The organism is Arundinibacter roseus (assembly GCF_004348825.1).
GTDB lineage: Bacteria > Bacteroidota > Bacteroidia > Cytophagales > Spirosomataceae > Arundinibacter > Arundinibacter roseus.
Genome location: NZ_SMJU01000008.1, coordinates 308,354 through 327,552, shown reverse-complemented (window position 1 = coordinate 327,552; position 19,199 = coordinate 308,354). Strand labels below are relative to the sequence as shown.

Below are 19,199 nucleotides of genomic sequence, written 5' to 3'. Positions count from 1 at the left end.
TAGGATACAAAAGCCCTGAAAATCAGGGTCGTGTTTGGAGTAGTCCGCCATAGATCAGGCTGTCGGCCAGTGCTTTCAGGTAGCGGTTTTGGATTTGTAACGACTCATTAAACAGCGTAATGTACTGATCGTAGGTATATAGCCCGGCGCTGTATTTGAGTTGTGCCAGTTCAAGATTCCGTTGGGCAAGCGTCATACTTTGTTTGTTCACGGCCAGCGATTTTTGAGCGTGTGCATAGGAGGCAGTCCACTCGGCGTCCTGCGCCAGCTGACGGTTCTTTTCAGCCACGAATTCTGTATCCGCAATATCGGCTCTGATTTTTGCCCGATCAATAGTCTTCAACCGTTGTCCGCCATTAAAAATGGGTACATCCAATCGGATGCCCACCACACCAATACTAAACCACGGCTGATCAAAATCCAGGAAGTTGAAGGTTTGGCGCTGCGCCTGCGCCGTGTAACGTCCATACAGCGAAAGCTGAGGCAGACGCGTTGCTTTTTCGCGGTCGATTGAGGCCTGATAAAAGGCCTGCTGACTGGCTTTCAGGCGCAGTTGCGGGTAATTTTCTACATCCCCCGAAAGATTTTCGGCTACCACCGGCAATTGTTTTTCTGCAATAGCTTCATCAAGCGTCACTTCCTGACCAACCAGAAGTTGCAGTTGCCGGAGATTATTGGCGTAGGCCAGGCGGTTTTGTTCCAGCTGATCGGCGAGTGTGAGGCGGGTATGTGTGGTTCGGTTCAAATCCAGTTCTTCAATCGTTCCGGCTTCGAGACGTTGCCGGGTCAGGATGAGGAGGGAGTCGGTGCTTACCAGATTTTTGAGTGTCAGTTCTATTGCTTCCTGACTGAGTGCTGTGAGGTAGTAGGCTTTTACTACCTGTGTTTCGAGCGAGTTTTGTTGAGCAGCCAACTGAATATCAGCAGTTTGTCTATTGAGGTCGGCCAGTAGAATATCCTGTTTAAGCGTAGGATTGTACAAGGCGTAGTTGGCTTCAAGACCTGCCGAAAGATTGAACGGAACGCCAAATTGCAATTTCCGGAATTCGCCGGGCTGTCCGCCCAAAAACTCAGCGGGCACGAGCTGTACCGGAAGTGCATAGTTGTATTCGAGGGCCGAGGTCGCTTTGAGCGTAGGCATACGTCCGGCCCGGGCTACCTCCACCCCGGCTGCCTGCCACTGAGCCGTTTGGCGAGTGGCCTTCAAATCGGGGTTGTGCTGACGAGCCAGTTCGATAGCCTCCGTCACATTTTTCAGTGGGGTTTGTGCCTGAACGGATATACCCGAAAAGAAAAGCGTATAGAAGAGAATTTTTTTCATTGGAACATTTAACCTTGATTAGGAGGTCAAATGTCCGTACAATCGGATCTTTTTTCAAATGATCCTGTACGAAACGGAAGGAATCCGTCCCGAAACCGACCAGAAGAATTATTAAAAGCGTGCCATCAATTTTCTTCCTGAAAAATCTATGAATCTGATGGCTGATAATAAAAGAGCCTCCTGATAGCAGGAGGCTCTTTCACTAAGGCGTGAGTATGTATCAATTATTTATGTACTACTTAACGTCCCAGAATAGCTTTTTGGCAAGCTGATCGTTGGCACGAACGGCCTCGTAGTTTTGCAAATTAAACGTAACCTCCGAGTTAGGATACAAGAACCGCGCCGGGGGCAGTTTTTGATTGTTTGATTGGTCTTCCCAGAACGTTAAATTCATATTCTTCAAACGTCGCATATCCGCCCAGTTTTCGTAAGGTTGTACGACATTAAAGTGCAACCAACGCTGCGAAGCAATACGATGCAGCTTTTGTGCCGGAGTGGTTGCTGTGTCCCAGCTGATGTCAGCAGCAGCCAGGTAGCTTTCGATTTCGGCAGCAGTGGCTGCGGCGGGTGCTGCTACGGTATTGTCGTCGCTGATTGAACGCACGTTGTAGTAGAACTCGGTAGAATGTTTGATCGCTGTTTCGTAATGCGTTTTGGCTACGGCATCATTTCCGTTGGTCAGTTGATATTCTGCAAGCATCAAATGTACTTCTGCCGAGTTGATCAACATTCCGGGGAAAAATCTGTTGCGGCTCAACGTAGAGCGATTATACAAACTTACGGTTTGGGCGGCGATAGTTGCATCCTGTACTGCCGCAGTGGCCAATGGATCAAGACCCGAATAAGCGCCGTTTGCATTGAGCCCCGGCTCAAACAGTACCCGCAGGCGAGGATCAGCGTTGGTTTTCATGTGGTCAATCATAGCCTTACCAGCTACATTTCCATTCCAGTCTTCGAGACCTGTTCTGAAACCGCTGGAATTAATATCCGTGCTTACGTTAAAGATAGAAATCTGAATATTGTCTGCATTTGTAGTCACGAGCGGGTACTTGCCTGGATTGGCCAGAATTTCGGCTATTTCAGATTTGGCCCGTGCTGAGAAAGCACTGCTACCGCTCACACGCGTCAACATTCGTACACGCAGGGAGTTAATGTATTTGCGCCATAGCATCAAATCACCTTTATTGACCAGATCCTGCGTACGAAAGCCCGCCAAAACGGCCGCCTTTACGTTGATCGTACTCATTTCATCCGCATAGCTTTTCAGATCATTCAACATTTTTGTGTAGATGTCCTCAGCCTTGTCATACTTAGGATACGATTTGGTGTAGTCACCGCCATTGGTGCTCAGCATGCCAGCTTCACTAAACGGAATGTCGCCGTGCAGGTCTACTACTTTCTGCGTATGATCGTAGAGGTAAACCGTAGAAGCGATGGTATAGATACGGTAGTCCGTTTTGGTGGCTTCTGTCTGACTATTAAATACCTTCTCTAACTCGCGATACTGCGCTAGAAAGTTGTAATAGTTAGCCCAGCGGTCGCCAGTCAGGGATCCACCCGGTACGTACTGATTTTCAGTAGTAACCCAACCTACGGATTGTGTAAAGCGGTTGATGGTTGGGCGTAGCACCACAAAATAATGCCAATAACTTGGAATGACATACTCGCGGTTGGCGTGCATAAATCCGGTAAACTGCTTTTCAACGGACGTTTGGGCAATTTTCGACGGATCGGTATAGGCCTTTTCAAAATCGGATTCCTGGCAGCCTGCGGTGGTCAGCAAAAGTGCCAGAGCTATAAGTGTTAGTTTATTCTTCATCTCTTTTCTTGATTAATTTTAACAATTAGAAGCTTGCACGTAGCATAAAACCAACCGAACGGGTGGCAGGGTTTGTTCCGGCATTGTTGATCGTTTGTGACCAGCGCGAGCCAGCTGTCAGCACTTCCGGATCCATGTCCTTGATAGTACGATAGATGAAGAACAAGTTACGGCCATAGACCGATAAACTCATGCGTGAAGCACCCAGCTTGTTTGCAATGCGGCTCGGAACTGCGTAGGCAAGTGACAATTCGCGCATTTTTACGTACGTGGCATCGTCAATGTATAGGCTATACCGCGAAGAGCTGTATTGTGGACCTCCCCAGTTGTAGGTATTCCAGTAGTAGTAGGCCTGTGAAATAACATTTGTATTGGGCTCGCCATTGGCAAGAACTCCTTCGGTAAGCATCCCGTCATGGAAAACTGTCTCGCCGTTGGGGCCCTGAGCGGCCGTAGTTTGAATCCCTTTTCCGTTAGCCACATAGTACGACAAGCCACCGCTTTCTTTATCCATGTACTTTGTACTTTCCTCTGTAAGACCACGGCTTGTCATCCAGTTGATACCGGTTGGCATAACGCTTCCGCCAACGCGGTAGTCTACAAGCATGTCCAGGGTAAAGTTTTTATAGGAAATGGTATTGGTAATCCCGCCTACTCCTTTTGGCATGGCATTTCCGGCGAACTCAAAGTTATTGGGATCGAGCTTATACAAGCCATTGGGCTGTACAATTGGCTGTCCGTTGGGATGCTTCTCAATTGGGGGGGTGTACAAGTCGCCCATCGGACGGCCCACCACTGACTTCAATATGGCAGCACCGCCATCGTAGTTGTTATGTTGTAGTTCTGTGGCGTTGTTGGCAAGTTTTTCTACTACGTTCTTATTCCAGGCATAGTTGAAAGACACATCCCAGTTCAAATCGTTGGACTTCACAATGCTACCTCTCAGCAATAGTTCAACGCCTTGATTACGAAGCGTTCCGATATTGGTTAATACTTCGGTGGCACCACTGGATTGTGGCAATGTAAGGGGCAAAATCTGATCTCTGATTTGATCGTTGTAGTAGGTTACTTCAAAGCCTACGCGGTCGTTGAACAGACGGTTTTCAAAACCAAACTCCATCCCGTATTTCATTTCCGGGCGAATACCGTCGTTGCCGAAGCTGCTCGAAATATTGGTGAATATAACCGGCTGTCCGCCCTGCGTCTGCACGCCCAGTGTATTTTGGTTGTAGGCGATGTTGGCTCTATAAATATCCGGATAGTTACCTACTATTCCCCATGAACCTCTAATCTTGCTATACGAGACAAAGCGAGGCATATCAAACGCCTGCGAAAGAATAAAGCTGCTGTTTACAGAAGGGTAGGTGAAGGCGTTATTGTTGGGGTTCATCGTTGAAGTTCTGTCACGACGAATGGTACCTTCGACAAACCAAACGTTTTTATAATCGAAGTTTACCGTTCCCAGCATCGCATCAATTACGCGTTCTCTTCTTCTAAGCGTGGCATTGGGCTGATTGAACGAAGCTGATAGGTCAAACATGTTTTCTGTGCTCAGGCCATCTCTTGTACTTAGGCCTGTCAATGAATACATATCCTTATTGGCAGTGTAGCCTGCCATCACCTGCATATTCAGATCGTTGGTGAGTTTTTTGGAGTAGGTCAATAGCAGATCTCCATACAAAATAGTACTCAGTTCATTCTGTGCTGAAAAGCCACCTGAAGGCCTAAAAGCCAGTGGGACCTCGGTAGCCTGACGTTCTTCAAGGCGAGCCGAAGTAAAGTCAGTAGAGATACGGGCACGCAGGCGGAGGTCGTCGGTGATCTGCAAATGATTGGTCAGGTTACCAATGACACGATTGCTGATTTCGCTGGATTGGTGCTTGTTTACACGCCACATATAATCCAGAATATCGCCTCTTACGCCATTCCGAACGAGATTCTCTTCGGGAGTTAGGCTTTGGCCGTTACCGGTTACGAATCGATAGCCCCGGCTTGTTTGGTAGCGGTCTTTATACCATGCGCCATTATCAAATGCTCCCATCATACCCGTAAAGTTATTGATCATACGATCAATAGAATACGGGCGGTTATTGGTGGTTTGATTGACGTAATTTACGATCAAATCGGTTTTCCAGCGCTTCGAGAAATTATACGAAGAATTCAGGTTGGCAATGTTCCGGGCATTTTTTGCATTGAGTGATAGCGCACCATTATCCTGCCGGGTCAACGAGAAACGAACATTTCCTTTTTCGGTCGACTGGGCAATTGCCAGGTTCACCTGTGAACTATGTGCATCCTGAAACAGCGCTCCGTAACGATCTTCCTGCGCTTCATAGGGACGCATCACACCGTCCCATGCCATGATGGGCTGTCCGTCAAACTTAGCTCCAAAGTTAATGGTAGTATTTGGCAGACCGCGCGTTTCGCCTACTCCGTCTCCGTTTGTGTCGTAGAATATAAATCCATCGGCATTTTGTCCGCCATTCCATACGTGCGTGGGTGCACCGGCACCTCTCACAGTTTGAAAGCGAGGCAAATAGGCGATTCTGTCAACGGTATAGTTTGTATTGAAATCCAGTGAAAAGCCCTTCTTTCCTTTTGATCCAGATTTTGTAGTAATAAGTAGAACGCCGTTTACCGCTTCCGAACCATAAAGAGCGGCAGCCGAAGCACCTTTCAAAACCGACATGCTTTCAATATCCTCCGGGTTGATGTCGTTTAGACCATTGCCCCGCATCCGTTGATTGCTCCAATAGTCATTATTGGAAACTTCCTCACTACGAATAGGCACACCATCCAGAATAATCAGGGGTTGGTTACGGCCCGTAATAGAGTTTACACCACGCACCTGAATATTAATCGGACTCGTAGCGCCACCGGGTGTAGCGGCAATACGAACACCGGGCGCGCGACCATACAGGGCGTTCACTACGTTGGTAGCACCTACCTTCGTAATGTCAACTGCTTTTACGGTAGTCGTAGCATATCCTAGTGCCTTTTGATCGCGGGCTACGCCAAGGGCCGTTACAACGACCTCGTTCAGGAGTGAAGCATCTTCTTCCATGGCAATGTCGATCACGCTTCTGGAATTTACAGGAACCTCAACGCCCTTATAACCAATAGATGAGAGTACAAGCGTGCTGCTCGTTCCGGCATTGATCCGAAAATTCCCTTCTGCGTCGGTGCTTGTGCCGGTAGTACTTCCTTTGATCAGGATCGAAACGCCTGGTAATCCCTCATTTGTCACTGCTGAGGTTACCCGTCCGGTGATTGATTGGGCCCTTGCTGTACTGCAAATAAGTAGCAACAGCAGCCATACGTAATTTTTTCTCATACTTTTTGCATGTTTAAGATTAAAAAGGGTGTTTTTAAAAAAAATTATTAAATCAAAGATAACAAGTATTTATTTTAAAAAGTATACCCTATTCTTAATATTTAATTAATATAAAAAATTATTATGGTTGTACACACCGTCAACTTTGAGGGAGGATAATCGGTAGAAAGATGTGAAGATAAGGCAAATACCAGGAGTAGGCGTACTAAAAGTAGCCGGCAGAAACAGAATAAACCTGTATGCAATTTATAGACTACTGCAAATTTTTCAGATCAGTCGTTTTATCGTTTTGAGATACACTGTTTCACGCCCGGCCAGCCAGTTGCGGTCAATACCGGTGGTTTCAAAAACAAGGTCCCAGGTACGTTCGAAGCAATGGGCGGCAAGAGGAAAAGTAGAAGCTGCTTCCAGAGCTTTTTGATAGAATGACTGCGGGCGCTGGTGAACCTGCTCCCGACTTACCACAAACTGCGCACCCAGCACAAAAGGATAAGAATCGGGACCAGCCGCATTAAAAAGTTGTTGATGGAACCGTTCCAGATCAAGGCCTTCGCCCGTCTCATTTTTTGACCATTGTTTGTACAAATCACCATCGGGCGTATCGGTATCAATAATATGTCCTAACCATTGAAACGGCTTTTTATCGGCCTCTGCGTCAATAAGTTGACGCAGGGTTGCGTGAAAATCGTAGGCATGATCGAACGGTTTTCCCTGACAGAAAACTGTATAGTCAGATAAATTGTGGTACTGTGCAACGAGATGCTGCAAATACGTGTGAGCTTCGCGGCCTATATTTGGTAGCTGAATATGCGAGCTAAGCGGAGGAGTTTCGGCTTTGGAATAAATGAATTTTTGATAAACAGCAGGAACACGCCGAAGCCAGTTGAGATTTTCGTGGTAGTGCGCCACGACGAGCGCAAAGGAGGGCTCAGACATACTAAATGCTACACGTCTAGTAGACAATTTTCATCACAAGCCCTGGCAGAACATCCTCTCCGGAAAGTTCGGCAGGCTCGCCTTTCCGGATTTCAGGGGCGCCTTCGGTACGGTAAATATGGACGGCTTTTTCCTGACGGTCGATGAGCCAGCCAAGCCGGCATCCGTTGGCACGGTATTCTTCCATTTTGGCTTTCAGTTCGGGCAAACGATCTGTTTTTGAGCGAACTTCTACCACAAAATCCGGGCAAAGCGGGGCGAATTTATCGCGCTCAGTTTCTGAAATTCTTTCCCAGCGTTCTTTTGCCACCCACGACAAGTCAGGTGAGCGCACTGCACTGTTGGGAAGGGTAAAGCCCGCGGAAGAATCAAACGTATAGCCAAGCTGCGACTCCTCGTTCCATAACCAGATTTTAGCGCTGATTCCTAAATTATAATTTCCTGTATTTGCTCCTGTGGGTGACATAACAATAATGGTTCCGTGTTGATCGCGCTCCATGCGCAGTTCCGAATTAGCCTGGCACAGGTCGAAAAACAGTTCGTCGGTTAATCCTTCTACGGTTTTTATTTTGAATACATTTTCCATACGATTTTCCTGAAAGTCTTTACCAAGATAACGAAAAACACTGAAATCTATTGATGTTCCGTTTGCCGGATCGGTGCGTGCCGGGCCAGTCTCTATTTTTTTTCAATACCAGCCAAAATCCGGCCAATATCGTTGGCTTCCGTCATCAGGCTCAGGCTTTGTTCCAAATCCTGCGTATCAATCGCCTGCTTGAAACGTTTGAGAAGCTCAATGTAGTCGCCCAGCGCACGGGAAACGTTTTGTTTATTTTGGTCAAAAATAGGTGCCCACATGTTTGGAGAGCTTTTGGCCAATCGCACGGTAGACGAAAATCCGGTACTTGCCATATCAAATATAGCTTTCTCATCTTTCTCCTTCACGAGCACCGTCAGGCCCAGTGCAAACGAGCTAATGTGGCTCAGGTGAGAGACATAGGCCAGATGCAGATCGTGTTCGGCGGGAGTCATGTAGTGGATTTTCATGCCAATATCCCGTAAAAAAGCTTCCACGAGCGCTAACGAGTCGGGATGACTTTTTTTGCTATCGCAAATGATGACGTTTTTGCCGGGAAGCAATTCCTGAAAAGCGGCACCGGGGCCGGAGTTTTCGGTACCTGCCATCGGGTGCACTGCCACATACTGCGCGCGATTGGGGTGGTTGTCGGCTATGGCACAGATACTCTCTTTGGTAGAGCCAAGATCCATGAGCGTGCGCCCCGCCGGAATTTGATTGAGCAATACCGGGAGCAGCGTCTGAATACTATCCACGGGCGTAGCCAACACGTTGAGTTCTGCCTTTTGCAGGGCTTCTTCCAGGGGCATCACCTCGTCCACTATACCTTTGGCGAGGGCAATTTTTAAATTTACAGCGGATTGATCTACACCAATAAACTGCAAATGCGGGTATTTTTCGCGGAGGGCCAACGCAAAAGATCCCCCCAGTAATCCAACACCTATGATGCTGATTATCATATTTTTAATAGGCTAAATATTGAAAATAATGACCGGTTTCAGGTCTAAAAATACAGGCAGCCTGGACTCAGGCCATAATTTCGCCCTCGCGATCATAAATAAGTTTTCTGGTTCGGCTTATGACTTCTTTATAAAAGGGATTGCGGATGGATTCCTTCGTCAGAAGATCTATTTTACGACCAAAAAAAGCTTCCAGATCATTCCATAAACTTTCCATCGCTGCTTCCTTTTTGGCGGGGTCTTCCTCCAAAAGTGAAACCAATAAGTCTATATCGCTATATTCCTGATTAAAGCGATTTGTAATAGACGAGCCGAAGGCATAGATGGTGTCTACGCGATGAGCCTCACAAATGCTTTCGAAGGCCTTCCGATTTGAACGGATAAATTTTTCCAGAAACATACTTAGCTCAGTTACGATTTACTTCTAATCCTTTCTACTGCCTCCCAAATCCGCTCTTTTGGCGTGCAGAGCGACACCCGTACATACCGTTGTCCTTTGGGGCCGAAAATAAATCCGGGCGCAATAAATACGTGTTGTTGCACAAGCAGCGTATTTACCAGCTCTTCTGCTGATTGAGTTGATTCAGGCAATTTTCCCCATAAAAACATCCCTTCCTGCGTAGAATCCCACGTACAGCCAAGCGTTTTCAGCAGCGTTTCGGCAGCTTCCAAACGACCTTCGTATACGGCATTCCGTTCTGCGTGCCATTGTTCATTGTTTTGTAATGCAGCTACGGCAGCCTCCTGTAAGCCCAGAAACATGCCGGAGTCAACGTTGCTTTTTATTTTCAAAACGGCCTCCACGTAGGGTTGTGCCGCGGCCATCCATCCCAGCCGCCAGCCCGCCATGTTGTGCGATTTGCTCATAGAATTGAGCTCAATTGCCACGTCTTTGGCACCTGATACAGAAAGAATACTGATCGGCGGTTTTTTATTCAGCACGAGGCTGTATGGGTTATCGTGGCAAAGAAGTACACGGTGCTTAAGAGCAAAAGCGACGGCTTGTTCAAACAATTCTACGGTAGCGGGTGCGCCCGTGGGCATATGCGGGTAGTTGAGCCACAGCAATTTGGTGCGGGGTGTTACCAGCCCGGCAAGGGCTTCCCAATCGGGTTGCCAGCCCTGAGTTTCGAGCAGCGGATATTCTTTCACTACCCCGCCGACCATCTGACTTACGGCCCGGTAGGCCGGGTAGCCAAGTTCGGGTACAAGCACTTCGTCGCCCGGATCAAGAAAGGTGAGCGAAATATGCGTGATGCCTTCTTTGGAACCAATAAGTGGTAAAATTTCTTTGGCGGGATCAAGCGTAACGTTGTAGGTTTTTTGGTAGTAATCCGCAATGCCCTGACGAAAAGCAGGCGTTCCAATATAGGATTGATAGCCGTGGGCCTGAGGCTGTTGTGCGCTGCTTTGCAGGGCATTCAGGGTAGGGGCAGAAGGCATCATGTCGGGATTGCCGATGCCCAGGTTAATCACGTCATGGCCCTGAGCCAGGAGTGCTCGCACTTCGGCCAGCTTCACGGAAAAGTAGTATTCCGAAGTTTGGCGGGTTCGCTGCGCGGGTTCTACAATCATTACGAAGATTTGGGGGTTCCTGTGAAAGAAAAAAGTTAGAAGCCTGGTAATTAACCAGCCTTTTTACTTAAAAAGCTGCAAGTTAATATATTTTAAGTTTTCGGACGGGTTCACTGCCCCAATGCTTTTTAAAGTATCTTTTTTAACCTGATCCCAGGTATTCAGCGATGCTATTTGTGAGTAGCTGCACAGCTACATGCGTATCTGTTTTTTGAAAGAAAAATACATCTTTGGAATGATTTTTTGCGTTAGTATGATGTAAGTTGTTTTACTAACTATTTGAAAAAAAGCTATGAAATACGTAATAAAAAGTGTGTTAATTCTAGTGTCAGGCGTGATTTTCTTCTCCTGTTCACAGGCGTTTCAAGTTCAAAATGATTATGACCGCAGCGTCAACCTGAAACAGTTTAAGACCTTTCGGGTGGAGATGGAAAAAGAGATGACCAACGACCCTATTATTGGAAGTGAGCTCAATAGCCGTCGGATTTTGGGTGCAGTTGCTGAGGTAATGGAACAGAAAGGGTATCGTCAGGTAGAAAATAATCCTGAACTTGTGGTGCGTTATCTGACCGATGTGAAGGACCGTCAGCAGGTGCGTTCCAACGGCGCTATGTCGCCCTATTGGTGGTGGTATGGTCCGCAGAATAACAATATTTCTACCTACAATTACCAGGAAGGCCGTTTGATTGTGAATATTTATCAAAACGGAACGAATAGTCTGATTTGGCAGGGGTGGGCTTCGGGCCGTTTAAAAGCTCCGTCGAAACGTGAAGATCGGGATGCGATGATTAAGGGGGTTATCGGGGATATTCTGCGTACGTTCCCGCAGGCCACGGCCGATACGTATTCCAACGAAATCGGTGAACGGTAATTTGGGTTTCATTTTCAACCCTTTTGGATGGGCTGCACTCTTTTCAATGGGCTGCACCCATTGCTTTTGGACTGCGCCCTTTCAGGGCTCAGAGTGGATTTAAAAAAAACAGCCGTGGGATATGTAACTCAGGAAAAGTATTCCTTTGTTACTCCCACGGATGTTTGCTCACTTCTCACCCTTTATTTATTAGCAATGGTCTTATGTTACAGCAATGTGCTTGGGCACACGTAGTCGGTCAGGGATAATGTTCCGTCCGCTTTGATAGCGGCAAAACCTCCCGCAATATCTACCAGATTTTCAAAACCACGGGCTTTCAAAATCGATATGGCGATCATCGACCGGTATCCTCCGGCACAGTGCAGGTAGTTTATTTTGTCTTTTTTGACCAGTGCCATGTGGTCGTTCAGGAAGTCAAGCGGCATGTTTTCTACGCCTACCACATGCTCCGACACATACTCGCTTTTCTTGCGAACATCCAGCACATGAAGTTCAGGATTAGTACTGAATAGCTCGGCAAATTCCGCTGCCGACAATGACAGTACCGAGTCCATTTCTTTGCCACTTTCTTTCCAGGTTTTTATGCCGCCGCTGAGATAGCCGACGCAGTTGTCATACCCTACACGTGCCAGACGAGTGATCGTTTCTTCTTCGCTGCCGGCCTCTGTTACAAGCAAAATCGGCTGCTTTACATCGGGGATCAGCGTCCCAACCCAGGAAGCGAACTGTCCGTCAAGACCAATGTTGATGGCATTTGGGATAAATCCTTTGGCAAACGTCTGTGCATCACGTACGTCGAGTATCACCGCTTCGGTTTCATTGGCGGCTGCTTCAAAAGCCTCGGGCGATAAAGCCTGACTGCCCCGTTGCATCACGTCTTCCAGACTTTCGTAGCCTTTGATATTCATGAGCACGTTTTGTGGAAAATAGGCCGGTGGAGGTACCAAGCCGGTCAGGATTTCGGTAATAAACTGCTCTTTGGTCAACGACAGATTCAGGGCGTAATTGAATTTTTTCTGATTGCCGAGCGTATCGGTGGTTTCCTTCGACATTTTTTTGCCACAGGCACTTCCCGCACCGTGACCGGGATACACGATCAGATCGTCGGCCAGGGGAATAATTTTTTCGCGCAGAGAATCAAAAAGATGCCCGGCGAGTTTTTGCTCGGTCATATCGCTGATTACGTGCTGAGCCAGATCGGGGCGGCCTACATCGCCAATAAACAGCGTGTCGCCGGTAAAAATAGCGGTCGATTTTCCTGTTTCGTCAATCAACAGAAAACAGGTCGACTCCATCGTATGACCGGGTGTGTGAATAGCTTTGATTTTTATTTTTCCCAACATAAACTCTTCACCATCCGTTGCCGTGTAGGCTTCATAGGCGGGTTTGCCAAGCGGGCCAAACACAATTTTGGCGCCTGTTTGCTTCGCCAGATCTATATGACCAGATACAAAATCAGCGTGGAAGTGCGTTTCAAAAACATATTTTATGGTTGCTCCATCTTTTTGCGCACGCTCTACATAAGGTTTGGTATCACGCAGAGGGTCAATTATTGCGGCTTCGCCTTCTGACTCAATGTAGTAAGCGGCTTCTGCCAGACATCCGGTGTAAATTTGTTCTACTTTCATGATATACAGGAAGTTAATGATGGTTAAAGTAAGAAAAGGTTAGTGTTTTTCTTATGATTAATTTGATAGTACAAATTTACTTCTTCCGGATTTTGACTAGTGTAACAAATGGCACACAGAAAGGCTGATTGTCGTCAGTTTTTGACCCTTTATAAATACCTGCTGTCATCAAGTTTGACTTTTCCACGGAAAGTCCAGAACACAAAAATGGTATAGGTCGCCACCAACTGTATCCGGAAGCCTGGGACAGAAGATGCATGATTTGGTTTCTTAAAGCAAAAAAAGAGGCTTCTGTGTGAAGCCTCTGTAACTGATTATATACTTTTTTTTGCCAGATAAAAATCGACCATTTCGTAATCGCTTGCAAGCCGTTCGTCCAAGGCATCCAGGGTTTTTGGTGGTGGCACAATCACCTTTTCGCCGGGCTGCCAGTTGAGGGGGAGCGCAATTTTATGTTCGTCCACGGTTTGCAGGGCCAACAGTACGCGCTTGATCTCGTCCATGTTGCGGCCTACACTTAGCGGATAGTACATAATCAGGCGGATTCTGCCCGTAGGATCTACAAAAAATACCGCCCGAACGGCAGCTGTTTCACTTTCGCCGGGTTGCAGCATGCCCCACAGTTTAGACACGCTCATGTCGATGTCGGCAATAATCGGGAATTTGAAATATACGCCTGTGTTGCGCCGCACGTTGTCGACCCACGCAATATGCGAGTGAATGCTATCGATGCTTAGCCCCAGAAGTTTACAGTTGTTGGCTTCAAAAAAGGATTCCTGCTCCACCGCAAAGCCACTCATTTCGGTGGTACAGACGGGTGTGAAATCGGCGGGGTGCGAAAAGAAAATAACCCAGCTATCTTTGTTGAATTCAGAAAATTTTAGCTTGCCTGTGGTTGTAGTGGTCTCAAAATCAGGCGCCTGATCGCCGATGCGCGGCATGTTATATGTTTGTTCGGTCATGATAGTTTTATATTTTTTTTATCTGATGTAAAACTACATTCAGCCTCACGAGCGTACTGTGATACTTGTCACGCTGAAAAAAATAACCCCTGAAATGGTTAGAATTTTATTACTGAATAACCCTGAATAAACGAGTCAAGGCGACACAAAAAAATGCACGAAGAAAGCTCTCCGTGCAAGTATTGTTGAAGTGAAGTGTGATGTCAGAAAAAAACAATTGGAATTTAGCACGCAGCGGCTTCCACGAGTTGCGTTTCTACGGGGTTTCCCTGATTGACCCACTCGTTGATGCCCGCTGAGTAATTCTTCAACTTGGTAAAGCCATTTTTCACCAAAATAGAATACCCAATTGCAGCGCGGTCGCCACCCTGACAGTGAATTACGACGGTTTTGTCCCGGCTGATTTTGTCAAGATTTTGCGGAAGCGTACCAATGAACACATTGTCGGCTCCGGCTACGTGGCCGCTGTTATACTCGGCCGCGCCGCGCAGGTCAACCACCTGCACATCGTCCTGATTTAGGTAGGTCTTGAATTCATCCAGACCAATTACCTCGCTTTTTTGAAGCGTCAGACCGGGCATGTTTACATCAGAAATGTAACCCATCACCTGATCCAAACCAATGCGCATCAACTTGCGGGTAAGATCTTCAATCGTAGCGTCGTCGGCCACGAGCATAAAAGGTTCTTCGTAGGTCAAAAACCAGCCCATCCAGGTAGAGAATGAGTTATTTCCCTGAATATTCATGCTTCCTGGAATGAACCCGGCGGCAAACTCGGCTTTGTTGCGGGTGTCAATCAGCTTGATTCCCCGGGCCATTGCTTCGGTAACTTCTTCGGCAGTGAGTTTCTTTTGGTTAGGTACTTCGGTCAGCAACGGGCGGTCTACCTTGTTGAGTTTTTTCATCATAGCAAAATACTTTGGCGGTTCGGGCTGATCGGCCAAAAGATATTTCACAAAACCTTCCTGATCGTCGTCGTACTGAAACGCCCAATTCCGGATTTTTTCGTAACCAACCGTTGAGCTAGGCACCGCGCCCAGCGCTTTGCCACAGGCAGAACCCGCTCCGTGGCCCGGCCAAACCTGCAAAAAGTCGGGAAGACCGGCAAACTTCTGCACAGACTTGTACATTTCGGCTGCTCCGGCGTCCTGTGTGCCTTTCATGCCGGCGGCTTTTTCGAGCAAATCGGGGCGACCAATATCACCGACGAATACAAAATCTCCGGTAAAGAGCATAACCGGCTCTTTGCTTGCGGGTTTGTCGGTCAGCAAAAAGCTAATGCTTTCGGGGGTGTGGCCGGGGGTATGAATCACTTCGAGCGTAAGATTCCCTACCTCAATGATATGGCCATTTTTCAGACCTACATGGTCAAATTCGTATTCCCAGCCTTCGCCGCCTTCATCAGACAGGTACATCGTAGCGCCGGTGAGGGCCGCCAACTCGCGGGAGCCCGACAGAAAATCGGCATGAATATGGGTTTCGGTCACGTGTGTGATCCGCATATTATTTTGCTTGGCAATTTCGAGGTACGTATCTACGTCGCGTTTCGGATCGATCACAATGGCTACGCCTGCTTTTTGGCATCCGATAAAGTAACTTGCCTGAGCCAGGCTTTTGTCATAAACGTGTTGAAAGAACATGGTATCGTACGGTTTTTTAGATTTGTAATGGAATGAAACAAAGATAGTTGGTGTCGGCCCGGCAGTCCGTGACTTTTATTACAGAGTGTATTTTTTCCTGAATTAAAATAAAATTTCCCGGGAGATGATGTACACGCCCATTGCCAGTACAAACCAGCCAAAGGCTACTTTAAGTTTTTCTCCGGCAATAAATTTGGAAAGATACGCTCCCACAAAAATACCAACGATAGAAAGTGCCGTAAATTCCAGCAGGAAAGGCCAATCGACCGTTAGGTTGGAGACGTCGCCCAGAAAACCAATCAGAGATTTGACCGCGATAATCAGCAGGGAAGTTCCTACGGCCATTTTCATAGGTAGTCGCGCCAGCAGCACCAGGGCCGGAATGATGAGAAAACCACCACCGGCGCCCACAATTCCGGTCAGAATTCCGACGGCGGCACCTTCCAGGGCAATGAGTGGATAGTTGAATTGTAACTCGCCTGATTCTCCATCGGTAGCACCTTTTTTGCTTTTGATCATGGAATATGACGCGGCCAACATCACCAAAGCGAAGAAAATCATGACGCCGATGTCTTTGGTAACTTCAAAACCGGCAACCGTGAAGAGCGACTCGGGAATAGCCGGTACCAGAAATTTGCGCGTCAGGAAAACCGTGATGAACGAAGGCACTGCGAACACGGCCGCCGCCCGATAGTTGACCAAATCCTTGCGCATGTAGCTGAAAGAACCTACAAGTGAGGTAGAACCCACCACAAAAAGGGAGTAAGCCGTAGACAAAACCGGATTGATTCCGAGCAGATAAACCAGCACGGGCAGGGTCAGAATGCTGCCGCCGCCCCCGATAAGGCCTAAACTGATGCCGATAAAAATGGAGCCCGAAAAGCCCAGTATTTCTGTTGTGCTCATAAGTAGTACGAAAATAGGTAAACGTTTTCTGAATGATGCAACAAAAGTAGCGGGCCATCACGGGCGATTCCGTGATATATGTTACAAAGTGGTCGTAAGGTACTGACTTTTTACTGCTTCCGGGTGGGGGGATGCAGGTCACAGAGGATGTGAAAATAAGCAGATTATAATCTTCTTATTTGTACGTTTTTGTATGGAATAAGTGAATTTTCTTTGGTAATGGGCCTTATTTTGACATTGCCTTACTCGTAGGATGTGTATCACAGCTTCGAAGATCGAGCGTTAAATCTATGAAGCTTTTTTAGGAAAGGAAAAGGTAGTGGGTTTATTGGTGTGGGGCTTAGCTTAAATTGTATGAAAGGTTGCCTTTTTGAGGCTATGATGAGCCAAAGCCCAAAGAGGAGGTGCTACCACTCCCGTCAGAATATTTCCGTGCAGAAAGCAACAGGTTCAAGGAATTATGTAGCTAAATACTCTCAACCGTTTCTTATGGTGCTACTGCTGCTGCCTTTACGGCAGTAAAATACCGAATATACAGAAGTCAATGCATGCCGCGTACAAGAGCAGAAGTGAAGGTTAAATCCTGCCTTTTTCTTTCACAGCTAGTGAAGTTGGGTATATCTTCATCGAACTTACTTTTAAGGATACGAACCCAAACTCGTCCGAGGCTCGGCTCTAAGGCTCATTAACCGACCTATATTTTGAATAAAAAGTACATTCATCCTGAAAAGAATGCTCATTTTGTGAAGCTTTGGCAGCGTTCCGTTGTTGGCGACAAACATGCGTTTTGTCAGCTCGTGGAGGCGCATTATCAGGTACTTTTTAATTATGGAGCCACGCTTACAACCAATCATGAGCTTCTGAAAGATGTGCTTCAGGAGTTGTTTATTCATCTTTGGGAAAAGAGAGAACGTATTGAAATTCAATATTTTACGATCTATTTACTTCGTGCCTTGCGAAATAATCTCTTCCTTTCTTTTCGGGAAAATCCTACTTCTTCAGTAACTATTGAAGAAACGGCACACGAGCCCACCGACGAGTCGACGATTGAGAATTTATTGATTTTTCAGGAAATTGATTCTGAAAAGAAACAAAAGATTAAGCGAGCGCTTGCCAGCCTTCCCAAGCGTCAAAAAGAAATAGTTTTTCTTAAATATTACGAAGGGCTTACCCACGAGCAAATTGCCGGGGTTATGGAACTCAACCGGCAATCGGTAGCAAATCTTCTTCATAAAGCACTTCTCAGCCTGCGTTCTGGATTTGATCAGCTTCATTATGTCCTTGCCTTTCTTTTTTACTGGTAAAATTTAAATCAGTAAATATCTTATAATCAATTGATTGGTTCTGATTTGGAATATTTCTCAAAAAAATATTTCTAAAAAAGGGTATGCCTGCACCGGTTATGCATCCTTGGATAAAACAAATGCAAGTCCAATTTTTTCTATGTACAATTATATAATCTATCGTCCCGAAGAGCTCGCTGCCGATCCTTCTTTCCGCAATTGGAAGCTGAAAGGTCTGGAAGAAGATACGCACTTCTGGAATGAATGGGTTTCGTTGCATCCCGAAAAGCAATCGGATATCGACAAAGCTACCCTGTTGCTGGAAGCGGTTTTTGAAACGTTTGATCAGATCAGTGAAGCAGATGCCCGATATGAGGTTCGACAAATTGCGGCCCAGTTATCTGAGTCCCAAATGACGCAGGATTCCTCCCATAGATTGGTTTCATTTAGTAATAACCTGTACAAATTAGCAGCAGTGGTTTTACTGCTGTTGCTGTCGGCCGGTGCATTTCTGACCTGGAAAAACGGGCAACTCAAACCCACGCACGCCGATTACATGGCACATACCGAAGCCTTTGAGGGCTTGCTCACGGAGATTGTCAATACCACCACCACCGATACTACGCTGTTGTTTTCGGATAGTAGCCGGGTGATACTCAGGGCCGGCAGTCGGATTAGTTTTCAAGCACTATTTTCTGGTACTAATCGGGAGGTGTTCCTGGAAGGGGAGGCGGAGTTTGAGGTGCAAAAAAATCCTGAAAAACCCTTTTTGGTGTATTCAGGAGACTTGATTACGAGGGTGTTGGGTACCCGTTTTCGTGTGAAACAGAGTGCCGATGGCGGAGAGATTGAAGTAGAAGTCAAAACCGGGCAGGTATCCGTGAGTAGACAGGGCGCAGGATCAGAGGAAGGCAAGAAATATCCGCGTGAAATTATCCTGAAACCCAATCAACAGGTAGTCTATCGGATCAAAGAAAATCAGTTTTTACGAGGGCTTTCAGAAACCCCTCAGCCTCTACCCGAAGCCAACCTGCAGGGACTAATGAACTTTAAAGGCTTGCCCATTGCGCTGGTTTTTGAGCGGCTGCAACAAGCGTATGGAATCGAAATTTTGTACGATAAAGATTTAATGAAAAATTGTTTTTTGACGGCAAGCTTTACCGATGAGCCCCTTCTCGAAAAAATGGATCTCATCACTCGAACCATAGACGCCACATTTGCGGAGGTCGATGGGCAACTTGTTGTGAACAGTCGCGGCTGTCCCTGAACATACAGATATTTTGCCAACCAAACCCATGAGCCTATGACTAATCCTAAACCCAAAATGCCTGCCTAGATATCCACTCCTTTTAAAAAAACGAAATCAGCCATGCGCCAACATGACTGAT

Annotated in this window: 15 protein-coding genes; 3 read left to right on the top strand and 12 right to left on the bottom strand. The window is 46.8% G+C overall.

All coding sequences use genetic code 11. From position 1 onward, the window contains the following. Positions 1 to 22: 22 nt before the first annotated feature. The 8 genes from EZE20_RS14780 to EZE20_RS14745 all read right to left on the bottom strand — a co-directional run bounded on the left by EZE20_RS14780 (position 23) and on the right by EZE20_RS14745 (position 10,521). A complete protein-coding gene (locus EZE20_RS14780) occupies positions 23 to 1,321 on the bottom strand; it encodes a TolC family protein (RefSeq protein ID WP_132118970.1) in 1,299 nt (432 codons plus the stop codon). A gap of 235 nt (positions 1,322 to 1,556) precedes the next feature. Continuing rightward, complete coding sequence (locus EZE20_RS14775; RefSeq protein ID WP_132118968.1) at positions 1,557 to 3,140, bottom strand: SusD/RagB family nutrient-binding outer membrane lipoprotein; 1,584 nt, start codon at positions 3,138 to 3,140, stop codon at positions 1,557 to 1,559. A gap of 25 nt (positions 3,141 to 3,165) precedes the next feature. Next, complete coding sequence (locus EZE20_RS14770; protein WP_132118966.1) at positions 3,166 to 6,474, bottom strand: SusC/RagA family TonB-linked outer membrane protein; 3,309 nt, start codon at positions 6,472 to 6,474, stop codon at positions 3,166 to 3,168. 267 nt (positions 6,475 to 6,741) lie between these two features. Then, positions 6,742 to 7,410, bottom strand: coding sequence for a DUF3431 domain-containing protein (locus tag EZE20_RS14765; protein WP_132118964.1), 669 nt, complete (start codon positions 7,408 to 7,410; stop codon positions 6,742 to 6,744). A 16-nt stretch (positions 7,411 to 7,426) separates the two neighbouring features. After that, on the bottom strand, positions 7,427 to 7,996 hold the full coding sequence (locus EZE20_RS14760) for a Uma2 family endonuclease (protein ID WP_132118962.1): 570 nt from the start codon (positions 7,994 to 7,996) through the stop codon (positions 7,427 to 7,429). Between the two features lie 92 nt (positions 7,997 to 8,088). Then, positions 8,089 to 8,946, bottom strand: coding sequence for a prephenate dehydrogenase (locus tag EZE20_RS14755; protein ID WP_132118960.1), 858 nt, complete (start codon positions 8,944 to 8,946; stop codon positions 8,089 to 8,091). A 67-nt stretch (positions 8,947 to 9,013) separates the two neighbouring features. Next, positions 9,014 to 9,346, bottom strand: coding sequence for a nucleotidyltransferase family protein (locus EZE20_RS14750; RefSeq protein WP_132118958.1), 333 nt, complete (start codon positions 9,344 to 9,346; stop codon positions 9,014 to 9,016). A gap of 11 nt (positions 9,347 to 9,357) precedes the next feature. Beyond that, positions 9,358 to 10,521, bottom strand: coding sequence for a pyridoxal phosphate-dependent aminotransferase (locus tag EZE20_RS14745; RefSeq protein WP_132118956.1), 1,164 nt, complete (start codon positions 10,519 to 10,521; stop codon positions 9,358 to 9,360). A 292-nt stretch (positions 10,522 to 10,813) separates the two neighbouring features. Between EZE20_RS14745 and EZE20_RS14740 the strand changes: the two genes are divergently transcribed. Next, on the top strand, positions 10,814 to 11,392 hold the full coding sequence (locus EZE20_RS14740; RefSeq protein ID WP_132118954.1) for a DUF4136 domain-containing protein: 579 nt from the start codon (positions 10,814 to 10,816) through the stop codon (positions 11,390 to 11,392). A 206-nt stretch (positions 11,393 to 11,598) separates the two neighbouring features. On the opposite strand, the gene EZE20_RS14735 is transcribed toward EZE20_RS14740, so the two are convergent. The 4 genes from EZE20_RS14735 to EZE20_RS14720 all read right to left on the bottom strand — a co-directional run bounded on the left by EZE20_RS14735 (position 11,599) and on the right by EZE20_RS14720 (position 16,528). Then, positions 11,599 to 13,020, bottom strand: coding sequence for an MBL fold metallo-hydrolase (locus tag EZE20_RS14735; protein ID WP_132118952.1), 1,422 nt, complete (start codon positions 13,018 to 13,020; stop codon positions 11,599 to 11,601). A 314-nt stretch (positions 13,021 to 13,334) separates the two neighbouring features. Further along, on the bottom strand, positions 13,335 to 13,982 hold the full coding sequence (locus tag EZE20_RS14730; protein ID WP_132118950.1) for a peroxiredoxin: 648 nt from the start codon (positions 13,980 to 13,982) through the stop codon (positions 13,335 to 13,337). Between the two features lie 224 nt (positions 13,983 to 14,206). Continuing rightward, positions 14,207 to 15,622: an MBL fold metallo-hydrolase gene (locus EZE20_RS14725; protein WP_132118948.1), complete on the bottom strand. Its 1,416-nt coding sequence runs from the start codon at positions 15,620 to 15,622 to the stop codon at positions 14,207 to 14,209. A 102-nt stretch (positions 15,623 to 15,724) separates the two neighbouring features. Then, positions 15,725 to 16,528 (bottom strand): sulfite exporter TauE/SafE family protein, encoded by an 804-nt coding sequence (locus EZE20_RS14720; RefSeq protein ID WP_132118947.1) that lies wholly within the window; start codon positions 16,526 to 16,528, stop codon positions 15,725 to 15,727. Positions 16,529 to 17,229: 701 nt separating this feature from the next. On the opposite strand from EZE20_RS14720, the gene EZE20_RS14715 reads away from it, so the two are divergent. Beyond that, positions 17,230 to 17,832 carry an RNA polymerase sigma factor gene (locus EZE20_RS14715; RefSeq protein ID WP_165933485.1) on the top strand — a complete coding sequence of 201 codons (603 nt, stop codon included), beginning with the start codon at positions 17,230 to 17,232 and terminating at the stop codon, positions 17,830 to 17,832. Between the two features lie 139 nt (positions 17,833 to 17,971). Continuing rightward, the gene (locus EZE20_RS14710) at positions 17,972 to 19,078 is read left to right on the top strand and encodes a FecR family protein (protein WP_132118943.1); all 1,107 of its coding nucleotides are present in this window, start codon (positions 17,972 to 17,974) and stop codon (positions 19,076 to 19,078) included. Positions 19,079 to 19,199 lie beyond the last annotated feature (121 nt).